13 protein-coding genes are annotated in these 13,123 nt (G+C 70.9%); 4 read left to right on the top strand and 9 right to left on the bottom strand.

All coding sequences use genetic code 11. The annotated features are described in order from the left end of the window. Positions 1 to 11: 11 nt before the first annotated feature. Both ruvB and ACE3N6_RS04785 read right to left on the bottom strand, forming a co-directional pair. The gene (gene ruvB / locus ACE3N6_RS04790; protein WP_374244042.1) at positions 12 to 1,079 is read right to left on the bottom strand and encodes a Holliday junction branch migration DNA helicase RuvB; all 1,068 of its coding nucleotides are present in this window, start codon (positions 1,077 to 1,079) and stop codon (positions 12 to 14) included. After that, on the bottom strand, positions 1,076 to 2,140 hold the full coding sequence (locus tag ACE3N6_RS04785) for an AI-2E family transporter (protein ID WP_374244041.1): 1,065 nt from the start codon (positions 2,138 to 2,140) through the stop codon (positions 1,076 to 1,078). The genes ruvB and ACE3N6_RS04785 overlap by 4 nt, the downstream gene beginning before the upstream one ends. Positions 2,141 to 2,287: 147 nt before the next feature. On the opposite strand from ACE3N6_RS04785, the gene ACE3N6_RS04780 reads away from it, so the two are divergent. Further along, on the top strand, positions 2,288 to 3,637 hold the full coding sequence (locus ACE3N6_RS04780; RefSeq protein WP_374244040.1) for a hypothetical protein: 1,350 nt from the start codon (positions 2,288 to 2,290) through the stop codon (positions 3,635 to 3,637). A gap of 5 nt (positions 3,638 to 3,642) precedes the next feature. Continuing rightward, entirely contained in the window at positions 3,643 to 5,058 is a 1,416-nt protein-coding gene (locus ACE3N6_RS04775; protein WP_374244039.1) for a tetratricopeptide repeat protein, read from the top strand. Here ACE3N6_RS04775 and ACE3N6_RS04770 read toward each other — a convergent pair. The 6 genes from ACE3N6_RS04770 to ACE3N6_RS04745 are packed head-to-tail and all read right to left on the bottom strand — an operon-like array spanning position 5,055 to position 8,714. Then, positions 5,055 to 5,546, bottom strand: coding sequence for a DUF4442 domain-containing protein (locus ACE3N6_RS04770; RefSeq protein WP_374244038.1), 492 nt, complete (start codon positions 5,544 to 5,546; stop codon positions 5,055 to 5,057). The two genes, ACE3N6_RS04775 and ACE3N6_RS04770, sit on opposite strands and share 4 nt — an antisense overlap. After that, positions 5,543 to 6,130, bottom strand: coding sequence for a Holliday junction branch migration protein RuvA (gene ruvA, locus ACE3N6_RS04765; RefSeq protein ID WP_374244037.1), 588 nt, complete (start codon positions 6,128 to 6,130; stop codon positions 5,543 to 5,545). Before ruvA ends, ACE3N6_RS04770 begins: the two co-directional genes overlap by 4 nt. A gap of 12 nt (positions 6,131 to 6,142) precedes the next feature. After that, a complete protein-coding gene (locus tag ACE3N6_RS04760) occupies positions 6,143 to 6,754 on the bottom strand; it encodes a glutathione S-transferase family protein (RefSeq protein ID WP_374244036.1) in 612 nt (203 codons plus the stop codon). Next, positions 6,751 to 7,065, bottom strand: coding sequence for a hypothetical protein (locus ACE3N6_RS04755; protein ID WP_374244035.1), 315 nt, complete (start codon positions 7,063 to 7,065; stop codon positions 6,751 to 6,753). The genes ACE3N6_RS04760 and ACE3N6_RS04755 overlap by 4 nt, the downstream gene beginning before the upstream one ends. A gap of 3 nt (positions 7,066 to 7,068) precedes the next feature. Next, complete coding sequence (locus tag ACE3N6_RS04750; protein ID WP_374244034.1) at positions 7,069 to 7,749, bottom strand: HAD family hydrolase; 681 nt, start codon at positions 7,747 to 7,749, stop codon at positions 7,069 to 7,071. Further along, on the bottom strand, positions 7,746 to 8,714 hold the full coding sequence (locus ACE3N6_RS04745) for a prenyltransferase (protein ID WP_374244033.1): 969 nt from the start codon (positions 8,712 to 8,714) through the stop codon (positions 7,746 to 7,748). Before ACE3N6_RS04745 ends, ACE3N6_RS04750 begins: the two co-directional genes overlap by 4 nt. A 138-nt stretch (positions 8,715 to 8,852) precedes the next feature. Here ACE3N6_RS04745 and ACE3N6_RS04740 point away from each other — a divergent pair, with 138 nt between their 5' ends. Together ACE3N6_RS04740 and ACE3N6_RS04735 are read left to right on the top strand one after the other, a co-directional pair. After that, the gene (locus tag ACE3N6_RS04740) at positions 8,853 to 11,273 is read left to right on the top strand and encodes a hypothetical protein (protein ID WP_374244032.1); all 2,421 of its coding nucleotides are present in this window, start codon (positions 8,853 to 8,855) and stop codon (positions 11,271 to 11,273) included. A gap of 36 nt (positions 11,274 to 11,309) precedes the next feature. Beyond that, complete coding sequence (locus ACE3N6_RS04735) at positions 11,310 to 12,488, top strand: hypothetical protein (RefSeq protein WP_374244030.1); 1,179 nt, start codon at positions 11,310 to 11,312, stop codon at positions 12,486 to 12,488. Between the two features lie 6 nt (positions 12,489 to 12,494). Here the strand turns inward: ACE3N6_RS04735 and ACE3N6_RS04730 are convergent, their stop codons facing one another. After that, positions 12,495 to 13,100: a TetR family transcriptional regulator gene (locus ACE3N6_RS04730; RefSeq protein ID WP_374244029.1), complete on the bottom strand. Its 606-nt coding sequence runs from the start codon at positions 13,098 to 13,100 to the stop codon at positions 12,495 to 12,497. Between the last annotated feature and the right edge of the window lie 23 nt (positions 13,101 to 13,123).

Below are 13,123 nucleotides of genomic sequence, written 5' to 3'. Positions count from 1 at the left end.
GGCGACGCGGATCAGCCTTCTTCCCACAGGGCCGTGCCGCCGCCCGGCGGCCTCAGCCCGAAGTGCTGCCAGATCGACGCGGTGGCCATGCGCCCCCGCGGCGTGCGCTGCAGGTAGCCCTGCTGGATGAGGTAGGGCTCCAGCACGTCCTCGATGGTGTCGGACGATTCGCCGATCGCCGCCGCCAGGTTGTCCAGTCCCACCGGGCCGCCGCCGAACTTCTCCAGCATCGCTCCCAGCAGCTTGCGGTCCATCAGGTCCAGACCCAGGTGGTCCACGTCCAGCATCGTCAGCGCCGCATCCGCCACCTGGGCGCTGATGCGGCCGTCGGCGCGCACCTCGGCGTAGTCGCGCACCCGGCGCAGCAGGCGGTTGGCGATGCGCGGCGTGCCGCGGGCGCGGCGGGCGATCTCGAAGGCGCCGGTGTCGTCGATCTCCACATCCAGCAGGCGCGACGAGCGGCTGACGATGTAGGCCAGCTCCTGCGCGGTGTAGAACTCCAGCCGCGACACGATCCCGAAGCGGTCGCGCAGCGGGTTGGTGAGCATGCCGGCGCGGGTGGTGGCGCCCACCAGCGTGAAGGGCGGCAGGTCGAGCTTCACCGAACGCGCCGCCGGCCCCTCGCCGATCATGATGTCGATCTGGAAATCCTCCAGCGCCGGGTAGAGGATCTCCTCCACCACCGGGCTCAGGCGGTGGATCTCGTCGATGAACAGCACGTCGTGGGGTTCGAGGTTGGTGAGCAGCGCCGCCAGATCGCCGGCGCGCTCCAGCACCGGGCCGGAGGTCTGGCGCAGGTTCACCCCCATCTCCGCCGCCACGATGTGGGCGAGGGTGGTCTTGCCCAGGCCCGGCGGGCCGAACAGCAGCACGTGGTCGAGGGCTTCGCCGCGCTTCCGGGCGGCCTGGATGAAGATCTCCAGCTGGTCGCGGATCTTCTGCTGGCCCACGTAATCGGCCAGCCGCTTGGGGCGCAGGGCGCGTTCGAGCGCCTCTTCCTGGTTGCTCGCCTTGCTGGCGCCGATGAGCCGGGCGGTGGCGTCGGGCTGGCCGCCCTTGATGGCATCGGTTTCGATCATTGCGCGTTGTCCGAGGTGACGGCGGGGAGGGCGGCGTCGTGGGCCGTCCATTCCCGGAACAGGGCCTGACCCAGGGCCAGGAAGGTGGGGCCGAGGAACAGCCCGATGAAACCGAAGGCCAGCACGCCGCCAAAGGCGCCCAGGGCGATCAGCAGGATCGGCAGGCTGGCGGTGCGGCTGATGAGGAAGGGCTTGAGGAAGTTATCCACCGAACTGACCGCCAGCGCGCCCCACAGCACCATGAAGATCGCCCAGCCGCTCTCGCCCTGCTGGTACAGCCAGAACGCCGCGCCGCCCCAGATCAGCGGCGGGCCCACCGGCACCAGCGACAGGAAGAAGGTGCCCGCCGCCAGCAGCAGGGCCCCCGGCACCCCGGCGATCGCGAAGCCCACCAGCGCCACCAGCGCCTGGGCCGCGGCGGTGCCGACGATGCCGATCATCACCGCCTTCACGGTGTTGGCGGCCAGATCGAGCAGCCGGTGGCCCAGCTCGCCCCCCAGCCGCTGGGCGCCGGTTTCCAGCTGGGTGTAGATGCTGGCGCCGTCCCGGTAGAAGAAGAAGCCGATGAACAACACCAGGGTGATCTGCAGCAACCCCTGGCCCAGCACGCCGCCCAGCCCCAGGGCGAATTTGCGGGCCGGCTCGACCGCCTGCAGCGCCAGCTTGCGCATCTCCTGCTGGCTGTGGGTGAGCTTGCGCACGTAGGCGTCGAGGTCGGGGCCGACCACCGGCAGCTGCTTCACCCACGCCGGCGGGCGGCCGTCGGATTGCTCGATGGCGGTGCGCGCCCACTCCACGGCCTCCATCGCCGCGTCGGTGAGGGAGGCTGCCAGCCCGATCATCGGCACCAACAGCACGGCGGTGAGCAGCAGCGTCATCGAGATCGCCCCCAGCCCGTCCCGCCGCCCCAGCCGGCGGTGCAGCCAGCGGTAGATCGGCCAGGTGGTGATGCACACCGTCCCGGCAAACAGGATCGCCGCAAAGAAGGGGCTGAGCACGAAGGCGCAGCCAAGAAGCAGAAGGGCCGTGATGGCCACCTGGGCGGTACGTCGCGGAGCCATGGAGGTGTCTCGGGTTGGGGTGGGGGGATTATCGCCGAATCGGGCGGCGCAGCGGTTCCAGGCTGGGGGCTCCGGACCGTGGGCGTACGGATTAACTCATGGTTTAATGAAAGCCGGTACATCTCCCGCTCCTGTGGTGCGAATGCAATGAGTCAGCAGCCTCCCCGTAATCTCCTCCAGGTGCTCCAGCAGCTCGACTTCGACGAAGCCATCGAGCCCAGCGATCCGCGTTTTGTGGACACCGATGTGGCGCGTGGGGCAACCGATCTGCGCAGCCGGCTGCTCACGAAGTTCGGTCTGAGCCTGGCGACGGGGGAGTTCTTCCCCACCCTCGGGCGGCATGTGCTGCTGTTCGGGCCCATCGGTTGCGGCAAGTCCACCGAGCTGATGCGCTTGCGGGCCCAGTTGCGGGATGCCGGCAATCCGGCGGGGGGCAAGCTCTACCCGATCCTGTTCAACGTGCGGGGCGAGATCGACATCAACAACCTCGAGTACGCCGACCTGTTCCTCTCCCTCGCCCATGCAGTGATGAGCGAGCTGGACAGGCTGCAGCTGCGGGTGGACGACGCACACATCGCCGGGCTGAAGCGCTGGTTCAGCGAGCACGTGCTCACCCAGGAGGCGGTCAAGGAGCTGGCGGCCCAGATCGGCACCGAAGCCGAAGCCGGTGGTGGCTGGCCGCTGCTGCTCAAGCTCACCGCGCGCTTCTCTGCGGTGTTCAAGAACAGCTCCACCTACAAGGACACCATGCGCGAGGTGGTCCGCAAGACCTTCACCGAGTTCGCGGTGGCGTTCAATCACTTCATCCGCGCCGCCGAGCAGGCCATCCAGGCCGCCGGCAAGGGCCAGCGCCTGCTGTTGCTGGTCGATGGCACCGACAAGATTCCCCTCAAGCAGGCGCAAAGCCTGTTCCTTGAAGACACCGAGCAGCTGCTGGGCATCCAGGCGCTGGTGCTCTACACCGCACCGATCACCCTCAAGTACGTGGGCACCACCCACAGCAAGCTCAACAGCGAGCTTGTGCTGCCCATCGTCAAGCTTGCCAGCCGCGATGGCCAGCGCTTCGACCCAGGCTGGCAGGCCATGCACGACCTGCTCGACCGGCGCATCGACCCCGCCGCCTTCGCCAGCCCCGACCTGCGGGACCGGCTCATCGAGATGAGCGGCGGTCACCCGCGTGAGCTGCTGCGCCTGCTGGCGCTGGCCTGCGAATCGGCCGAAGGCGCGACCATCGAGAGCGCCACCGTCGACCGGGCCATCGAACTCCTCGCGGCCGATTACCGCTACTGGCTCTCGCCCGAGGACTACACGCGGCTGGCCGAGGTGGATGCCAGCAACGGCCTGCATGTGGGCAACGACGAGCGCACCCGCAACCTGCTGTGGCGCCTCGCCCTGTTGCAGTACAACGACGGCTCCTGGCGGCGTTCGAACCCGGTCGTGCGCGAGCTGGAAGGCTATCGGCGCGCGGCGCAGGCACTGGCGGCGCCCACGCCCTGACGCCGATGATCGCACCGCTGCCGCCTGCGTCTGCGGCGATCCTGCCCGCCAACGAAGCGGGGCTGGCCCGGCTGGCCCGGCTGCTGGCGGTCAAGAAGGGCTTTCAGTTCTATGTGCTGGTCTGCCCGGCGCCCCGTGAGCGGGACCGCCTCATCGCGCGGCTGGAAGGCGAGCCCGGCCTGACGGGGCGGCCGATGCTGCGGGTCGATCTCGCCGAATACGGCCTGTCCGCCGCCGCGCCTGCCGATGTGCCCAGCCTTGAGGCGTGGCTCCACGCCGAAGCGGGCGCCGACGCCATCGTGCATCTCGTCAATGGCGACGGCTGGCTGAAGCCCGACCGCATCGCCGAACTCAACCTGCACCGCAATGCCCTTGCCGCCCAGGTGCCTGCGTCCTTGCTGTGGTGGCTGCCGGAGGCCACCGTCACCGAACTCGCCCGCGGCGCGCCGGATGTGTGGTCCTGGCGGTCTGGGGTGGTGGCGTTCGAGGGGGCGGGCGAGGTGTCCGAACCGATCGGTGTGTCACCGCCGGTTGCTCGGAGTTGGCTTGAGGTGTGGGGCATGTCCCGCGAAGAGAAGGATGCGCGGCTTGCCGAACTGGAGCAGGTGCTGGCGCACATCAAGCGTGCCGAGTTGCGGCGCGATCTGTTGCTGGAGTTGGCGGACATCCTCGTTGTCGTGGGGCGCCTCGATGAGGCCTTGCAGGTGTTGCGGCAGCAACTGCTGCCGATGCTGTCCGACGATGAGTCTGGACGGGCCTTGGTGCAGGCGCGTGTGGCGGACATCCTGCAATTTCGGGGCGAACTGGACGAAGCGCTCCGTATCCGGACCGAAGAACAACTGCCGGCCTTTGAAAAGCTGGGTGACGTGCGCTCGAAGGCGGTGACCCAGGGCAAGATCGCGGACATCCTGATGGCGCGGGGCGAACTGGACGAGGCGCTGCGCATCCTGACCGAAGAACAATTGCCGGTGTATGAAAAGCTGGGTGACGTGCGCGAGAAGGCGGTGACCCAGGGCCAGATCGCGGACATCCTGATGGCGCGGGGCGAACTGGACGAGGCGCTGCGCATCCGGACCGAAGAAGAGCTGCCGGTCTATGAAAAACTGGGTGACGTGCGCTCGAAGGCGGTGACCCAGGGCAAGATCGCGGACATCCTGATGGCGCGGGGCCAGCTCGATGAGGCGCTGCGTATCCAGACCGAAGAAGAACTGCCGGTCTATGAAAAGCTGGGTGACGTGCGCTTTATGCTGGTGGCCCGCGCCAATATCGGCATCACGCTCCTGAAGCGCAACGCCCCCGGCGACCGCGCCGAGGCCCGCCGGCTGTTCGCCCTCGCCCTCGCCGACGCCCGCCGGCTGAAGCTGCCCGGGGAAATCGCCGCCATCGAAGCCTGGCTCAAGCGCCTCGACGACCCCGCCTAAGCCGTCGGCTTCCGCCTCACATAAACCGTCTTCTCCACCGTTGCCACCACCTCGCCCTTTCGGTTGACCACGTCCACCGTGAACACCGGCTCGTGCTTGTCTCCGCCGGCGGTGGCGTGGCGGATGGCTTCGACCTGCGCCGGCGTGACGCGGAAGGTGGCGCGCACGGTGCCGCGGCCGGGGAGCTTGTAGTCGATGCGCGAGGCCTTGTCCCACACCACGTAGCCGCTGCCGAGCTGGTGCAGGACGAGCAGGGCGAAGAAGGGGTCGGTCATGGCGTACAGCGAGCCGCCGAAGTGGGTGCCCATGTGGTTGCGGTTGAAGAGCCCCAGGCGCATCCGCACCACCGCTTCGGTGTAGTCGGGCGACAGGCGCTCCACGTGGATGCCGGCGCCGATGAAGGGCGGCCACAGGTTCATGAGCAGGCGCAGGGTGCCGGCGCCGAGCTTCACGTTGCGGGTGAAGCCCTGTTGGAGTCTGCCGCTCATGCCTTGGAGAGCCCCTTGAGCGCCTGGCGGATGCCGTCCGACACGCCCACGCCGTCGGGCAGCTGCTTGACCGCGCCGAGGGCTTCCTTCTCGTTGTAGCCCAGGGCCAGCAGGGCGTTGACGATGTCGGCCCGGTCGTCGCCGGGTTGCGCGGCGGCCTGGGCGGCGAGGCCGGGGAGGGCCTTGGGCAGCTTGTCGCGTAGCTCAAGTAGCAGGCGTTCGGCGGTCTTCTTGCCGATGCCGGGGATCTTGATGAGGCGGCCGGATTCCTGCAGGGCGATGGCCTGGGCCAGATCGGTGACCGACAGCCCGGAGAGTACCGCCAGCGCGGTGCGGGCGCCGATGCCGGCCACCTTGAGGAGCTGGCGGAAGGTGGCGCGCTCGTCCTCACTGGCGAAGCCGTACAAAAAATGGCCGTCCTCGCGCACCGCGAGGTGGGTGGCGAGGCTGACCGTCTGGCCGGTGGCGGGCAGGCCGTAGAAGGTGCTCATGGGCACCTCCAGCTCGTAGCCGACGCCGTTTACGTCGACGAGGATCTGGGGTGGGTTCTTCTCGGCCAGGCGGCCGGTGATGCGTCCGATCATGGGGGCTTTCGTTCAGTCGTAGGCGGCGGCGCGGAAGGCCGGCAGGCCCTCGGCCTGGGCGGCGAGGCCGGCGAGGTGGGGGTAGTCGCTGGCGTCCACCAGGCCCGGGGCGGTGTGGTGGGTGAAGCGCCAGGCGACGGCCACGGTGATGTCGGCCTGGGTGGGGCGGTCGCCGCACAGCCAGTCGTCCTGGCCCACGTGGCGGTCGATGAGGGCGTAGGTGTCGCGGATCTGGCCGCTGACCCGCTCGATCCAGTCGGGGTGACGGGTGGCCTCGGGGCGCACCTTGGTCTCGTAGTAGCGCTGGACGCTCTTCTCGGCGGCGGCGAGGCCCCAGCCGGTGAGCTGCAGGCAGCGCAGCAGGCGGGCCGGGTCGGCGGGCAGCAGGGTCTTGCCGGGGGCGGCGGTGCGCTCGAACCAGTCGATGATGACGCTGCTGTCCACCATCACGCCGCCGTCGTCCAGCACCAGGGTGGGGGCCTTGACCAGCGGGTTGATGGCGTGGAACTCGGCGAAGTTGCGAAACACCGACAGGGACTGGTGCTCGAAGGGCACGCCGAGCATCCGGGCGCTGATGAAGGTGCGGCGGACGAAGGGCGAATCGAGCATTCCGACGAGTTTCATGGCGTGGCTCCGGTGGTGGGTTGGGCACAGCGGATGGCGGTTTCGCGCAGCCGGGCGAGCACGGCGTCGGCTTCGTCGCGGCTCTTTACCGGGATGCGGGCCTCGTGGCCGCTGCCCAGGTTGCCGCCACCGAAGGCGATCCGCACTTCGTCGGCCCGCAGGTCGACATATTGAACGATACCCAGATTGATGTGCCGCTGGGTGGCGTTGTCGGGGGGCAGGGGGAACAGGCAGAAGGCGGTGGAGCCCGGCGCGTCGGCGTGGGCCGGGGCGGCGGCGAGCAGGGCGAGGAGGGCGGTGGCGCGCAGCATGGGTCAGCCCGCGGCGAAGAAGCCGGCGAGGTCGTGGAGGCTGGCGGCTACCGGCACGCCGGCGGCGCGCACGCCGTCGGCGGGCTGGAGGAGGTCGGGCACCATCACCACCCGGGCGCCGGCGGCCAGGGCGCCGCGCACGCCGGCGTTGGAGTCTTCCAGCACCAGGCAGTGCTCGATCGGCAGGCCCAGGCGCGCGGCGGCGGCGAAGTAGATGTCGGGCGCGGGCTTGCCGCGGACGACCTCGTCGCCGCACACCATGCCGTGCACCCGCGGCAGGAGGCCCACCGCGGCGAGCTTGGGCTCGGCCCGGGAGCGGCGGGTGGAGGTGGCCACCACGCGGCCCAGGGCGCGGCGGTCGAGCTGGTCGAACAGCTCGGCGGCGCCGCCTTTCACCGGGATGCGGCCGGCGACGATGGCGGCCTCGTAGATCCGCCCGAAGGTGTCGTACAGGGCGGCGGTGGGGTAGTCGTCGCCCAGGTGGCGGCGGATCACCGCGGGGCCGTCCTTCGAGTTGAGGCCGACCATCGCCAGCCCCACCTCGTAGCGCCATTCCAGGCCCAGCTCGGCGGCGGCTTCGGCCACGGTGGCGAGGGCTACCCGCTCGCTGTCGAGGAGCAGGCCGTCCATGTCGAAGATGACGCCGCGGATTTCGGCGGGGGTGAAGGGCAGGGTGAGGTTCATGAGGTGGCTCCCGGCCAGCGGCCGAAGGCCAGCGTGGCGGCAAGGATGAGGCCGTGCAGGTGGGCGGCGGCGATGGTCAGTTTTATCGCGGGGGCGAGTTCGGCGGGCCGGTCGGCGTGGGCGAGGAGGTGGCGCGCGGCGCGGAAGGACAGGATCAGGCTGAGCGCGGCGGCCGCGGCGCCCTGGGGCAGCCGGTCGCGGCCCACCATCAGCACCAGCCAGCCGTAGGCCACGACGGTGAGCGCCAGATAGGCCCACTTGGCGGTGTGGGGCCCCAGGCGCACGACCAGCGTGCGCTTGCCGGCGGCGGCGTCGCCGCGCAGGTCGGGGAACTCGTTGATGAACAGGATCGCCGCCACCAGCAGGGCGTAGGAGAGCCCGGCCTGCAGCGGTGCCGGCGCAAAGCCGCCGCGTTGCACGAAGTCGGCGCCCACCGTGACGATCAGCCAGCCGGCCGCCACGGCCAGCTCGCCCAGCCCGCGGGACACCAGCGCCAGCGGCGGTGCGGTGTAGGCCCAGCCCAGCAGCAGCCCGGCCAGCCCGACGAGGATCAGCCCCGGCCCCGATTGCGCCGCCAGCCACAGCCCGGCCGGCACCACCGCGGCCAGCAGGGTCCAGCCCAGGCGGCCGGTTTCGGCTTCGGAGAGCACGCCGTTCTGGATGAAGCGGCTGCCGCCGGTGAAGGGAAAGAGGCGCTCGGCGTTGGCGGCGTCGGCGCCGCTGCGGGCGTCGTAGAAATCGTTGAGCACGTTGATGCCGGCGTGGGCCACCAGGGCGAACAGCACGGTGACCAGGGCCCTGGCCGGGTCGATGATCGCGCCGCCGCCGTGGGCGGTGGCCAGCCCGATGAGGCAGGCGAACAGGGTGACGCCGAGAAACGCCGGACGCGTCGCCAGCAGGCAGGCCACCAGCGGGCGCGTGCGCAGGGCCGGGGTGGGTTCGGCGGGGGCGGCAGGGGTGGGCATCGGCGGGCGGGCGTGACGGAATGCGCAATCCTGCGATGCGCCGTGACACCGGTCAAGGGTGGACGCGCGCCGGGGCCTCCGCGCTTCATTCGAATCGGTTAGCATCCCCGCTTCCTGTCGTCCCCTGCGCTGCCGATCTTGACCGCCACCGCCCACCCCTCCGCCGCTTCGCCCCGCTCCGGCCCCACTGCCCGCCTGTATGGCGGATCGGTGTTCGTGCTTGCCATCGTCGCCCTGTCGATGTGGTTCGCGTCCTACCCCCTCGACCGGGGCGTGGCCGGGGTGCTGCTGGGGGCCTATGGGCTGGCGCTGGCGATCCGCCCGGCCCTGTGGCTGGTGCTGCTGCCGGCCCTGTGGCCGGTGGTGGACCTGGCGCCGTGGGGCGGGCACATCCACTTTACCGAGAGCGACGCGCTGGCCCTGGTCACCCTGGCCGCCCTGGGGCTGCGGGAGGCCTTCGCGCCGCCGCCGCCCACCCTGGCCGGGCGGGCGCCCGTCAAGCTGCGGGCCGGCGCGCTGGGGGTGTTCGGGCTGCTGGCGGCGAGCGTGGCCGTCGCCGGGCTGCGGGGCGGGCTGCCGCTGCCGGCGCTCGAAGCGGGGTCGCTGATCGGCTACAACACCACGGTCAATGCGCTGCGGGTGGGCAAGGGCTTCCTGCTGGCCTTCGCGTTGATCCCCTTCCTGCAGCTGGCGGTGCGGCGCGATGGCGACGCGGCGCTGGACCGGCTGACCCTGGGCCTCACCCTGGGTTTTGCCACCTGCGCCGCCGCCGCGCTGTGGGAGCGGGTGGCCTTTCCGGGTCTCACCAACTTCGCGTCCGATTACCGCACCTCGGCCCTGTTCTGGGAGATGCACGTGGGCGGCGCGGCGCTGGATGCGTGGCTGATGCTGAGCTTCCCCTTCGCGGTGCTGAGCTTCCGGCGCGCCCACGGCGTGGTGGGTCGGGCGCTGGCGCTGGCGGTGGTGGCGGTGGGCGTCTACGCGATGTTCACCACCTTCTCGCGGATCGTCTATGGCGCGCTGTTCGTGTCGATGGCGGCGCTGGGCGTGGCCAGCCTGGGGCGCCCTGCGGCGCCGGGCACGGCAGATCGCCCGCGGCGGCATCCGGCGGTGGTGGCCGGGCTGGTGCTGGCGATGCTGGCCGGCGGGATGCTGATCTTCCCCGAGGGCGGCTACCGGGCGCTGCTGGCCTTCACCGGGCTGGCCCTGCTGGCGTGGCCGGCGGGCAGCGCGATCGCGGGGATGCGGGCCGGCGGCTTCGCCCTGGGCCTGATCGGCGGGGCGGTGCTGGCGGCGGGGGGCGCGGTGGCCATGCTGGCGCTGCCGAAGGGCATCTACCTGACTTACGCGGCCCTGTGGGGGCTGGCGGCGCTGCTCCTGGTGCTGCGGGCGCGCGGGCTGCGGGTGGGCGGCGTGGCGGTGCTGGCGCTGCTGGTGGCGCTGGCGCTGGCGACGGTGCTGGTGAGCGCCTTCTGGAGCGCGCCGACGCGCTTCATGGGCAGCCTGGGCGGCGCGCTGCTGGCGCTGGCGGTGCTGACCCGTCAGGCGCTGGGCCGGACGCCCCTGTGGCAGCCGCGGCTGCAGGACATCCAGGGCTTGCTGGTGGCGCTGGCGGTCGGCGGCATGGTGGTCACCACCCTGGGCGGCTACTACATGGGCAGCCGCCTCTCCAACACCGGCTCCGACACCGAGATCCGGCTCCGCCACACCGGGCGCAGCCTCGATTTCGTGCAGGGGCCGCTGGATGCGCTGGTCGGCCTGGGCCTCGGGCGTTATCCCGAGGTGTACTTCTGGCGGGTTGCCGATCCGGCCACGCCGGGTTCGCTGGCCCTCGTCGGCGAGCCCGGCGGCCGCGCGATGCGCCTCACCGGCCCGCGCCAGGGGCGCAGCATCGACGAGGTGGTGCTGCTCACCCAGCGCTTGCCGACCGACGTCGTCACCCCGCTGCAGCTGCGCCTGAAGGCCCGCAGCGAGGTCGACACCCAGCTGGTCGTGCAGGTGTGCCGCAAGCACCTGCTCTACGCCAACCCCTGCGCCAGCGCGATGGTGCCGCTCTCCGGCAGCAAGCACTGGACGACGGTGACCCGCGTGCTCGACGACCCGCTGATGGCCGCGGTCGGCAGCCTGCCCCGGACGACCGTGATCACCCTGGGCACCACCGGGCCCACGCCCATCGACCTGGACGACATCGAACTCACCGACGCCCAGCTCCGGCCCCTCGTCGCCAACGGCGGCTTCGAGGACGGCGGCGCGCGCTGGTTCTTCAGCTCCGACCGGGACCACCTGCCGTGGCACGCCAAGAACCTGTTCGTCCATGCCTTCGTCGAGCAAGGCGTGCTGGGGGCGGTGGCGATGCTGCTGATCCTGGCCGGCGCGCTGCTGTGCCTCGTCCGCCGGCCCACCCGTCTGCAGGCCCACGCGCCCACCCTGCTGGCGGCGCTGGTCGGGCTGGCGACGGTGGGCATGGTGGACAGCCTCCTCGACATGCCCCGGATCACCGTCTTCCTGCTGCTGCTGGCCTGGCTGGCCCTCAACCTGCGCCAGCCTCCGGCCCGCTGAGCGCACGCCCTTCCACCACTGACTTCGCGCCGACCCATGACCGCCCGCCTCGCGCTTCTCGCCCTCTCGCTCTCCTGCCTGCCGGCGCTGCCCGCCGCCGCGGCGACCATCCTCGTCGGGCCCGGCGAGTCGGTCACCCGCATCGCCGACGCCGCGCGCATCGCCAAGGACGGCGACACCGTGCTGATCCGCCCCGGCACCTACAAGGGCGACGTGGCGGTGTGGGCCCAGAAATCCCTCACCCTGCGCGGCTACGGCGGCCGCCCGGTGCTCGACGCCGACGGTCGCGACGCCGACGGCAAGGGCATCTGGGTGTTCGTCAATGGCAACTACAAGGTGGAGAACATCGAGTTCCGCGGCGCCCGGGTGGCCGACGGCAACGGCGCCGGCATCCGCTTCGAGCAGGGCAGCCTGGAGGTGCGCGACTGCGTCTTCGAGGACAACCAGAACGGCCTCATCACCGCCAACTTCGACACCGCCGAGCTGCGCATCTACAACAGCGCCTTCAGCCAGGCGCCCCGCGAGCCCGGCCGCCTGCACCACCTGCTCTACGTGGGGCACATCAAGTCCTTCGTGCTGGAGGGCAGCCGCTTCCACCAGGGCTATCTGGGGCATCTGGTCAAGAGCCGGGCCGGGCGCAACGAGATCCGCTACAACCTGCTGCTGGACGGCCCCGGCGGCATGGCCTCGTACGAGCTGGAGTTTCCCGAAGGCGGCGTGGCGCTGGTGGTGGGCAACGTGATCGGCCAGAGCGCCGACAGCGCCAACCCCATCGTGGTGGGCTACGGCGCCGAGGGCAGCCGCTGGGCCGAGAACCGCCTGCTGATGGCCCACAACACCCTCATCAACGCGGGCTGGCGGCCGGCCTGGTTCACCCGGGTGTGGTCCGACAAGCTCCCGCCGGATACCCAGGTGGTCACGCGCAACAACCTCACCGTGGGGCTGGGGGGTTTCAGTCTGGCCATGCCGGGGGATCACCGGGGCAACTTCCCGCTGCCCGGCGGCGCGCTTGCGCCGGAGGCCCTGGATTTCACGCCGCCGGCCATCCTGCGCGGGCGGGTGGATAAGCCCGACGGCCCGCTGGGCGAGCTGCTCACGCCCCAGGCCGAGTTCGCCCTGCCGGTCGGCACCCAGCCGCTGGCGCCGCCCGCCGCATGGGCGCCCGGCGCCTTCCAGAGCCGCGGGATGGTGACCCGCCTGCCGGCGCCCCGCTGACCGCCCTCAGGCCCGGCGCAGGGCCACGTGCTGGGCGATGAAGCGCTTCGCGTCCACCCGGAAGCGCTCGTCGGGGGTGCAGGCGATCCAGTGCTTGATGAGCCCGCCCACGAACAGGAAGGTGTCGTAGGCGAGCATCTCCGGGTCGGCCGGCTGGCGCAGCTGGCCCCGCGCCGCGGCCCGGCGGTAAGCCTCGCCGAGCAGCCCCAGGAAATCCATCTGCCCCGCGGTGCAGCTCTTCATCGCGCTGAACTCGCCCACGTACTCGCACTTGAAGGCGAGGATCTCGAAGGTCTCGCGGGTCTGGGCCTCGTCCACCAGAATGTGGATGATCTCCTGCAGGGCCCGCTCGATGCCGCCCAGGGGGTCGTCGGTCCCGGCGTCGAACACCACCCGGTCGAGGAAGGGCAGCACCGCGTCCTCGCGCATCGCGAAGAACAGATCGGTCTTGTTCTTGAAGTGCCAGTAAACCGCGCCCCGGGTCACCCCCGCGGCGGCAGCGATCTTCTCGAGGCTGGTGCTGCCAACCCCGCATTCCAGAAAGACCCGGCGGGCCGCCTCGATGATCTGGCGGCGCGTTTCTTCGGCTTCTTCCTTGGTCCTGCGAACCATATTGCATTAATCCCGTCGTAGAA

Source organism: Zoogloea sp. (genome assembly GCF_041904905.1).
In the GTDB taxonomy this organism is placed as follows: Bacteria; Pseudomonadota; Gammaproteobacteria; order Burkholderiales; family Rhodocyclaceae; genus Zoogloea.
This window is presented reverse-complemented; position numbering and strand designations above follow the sequence as displayed.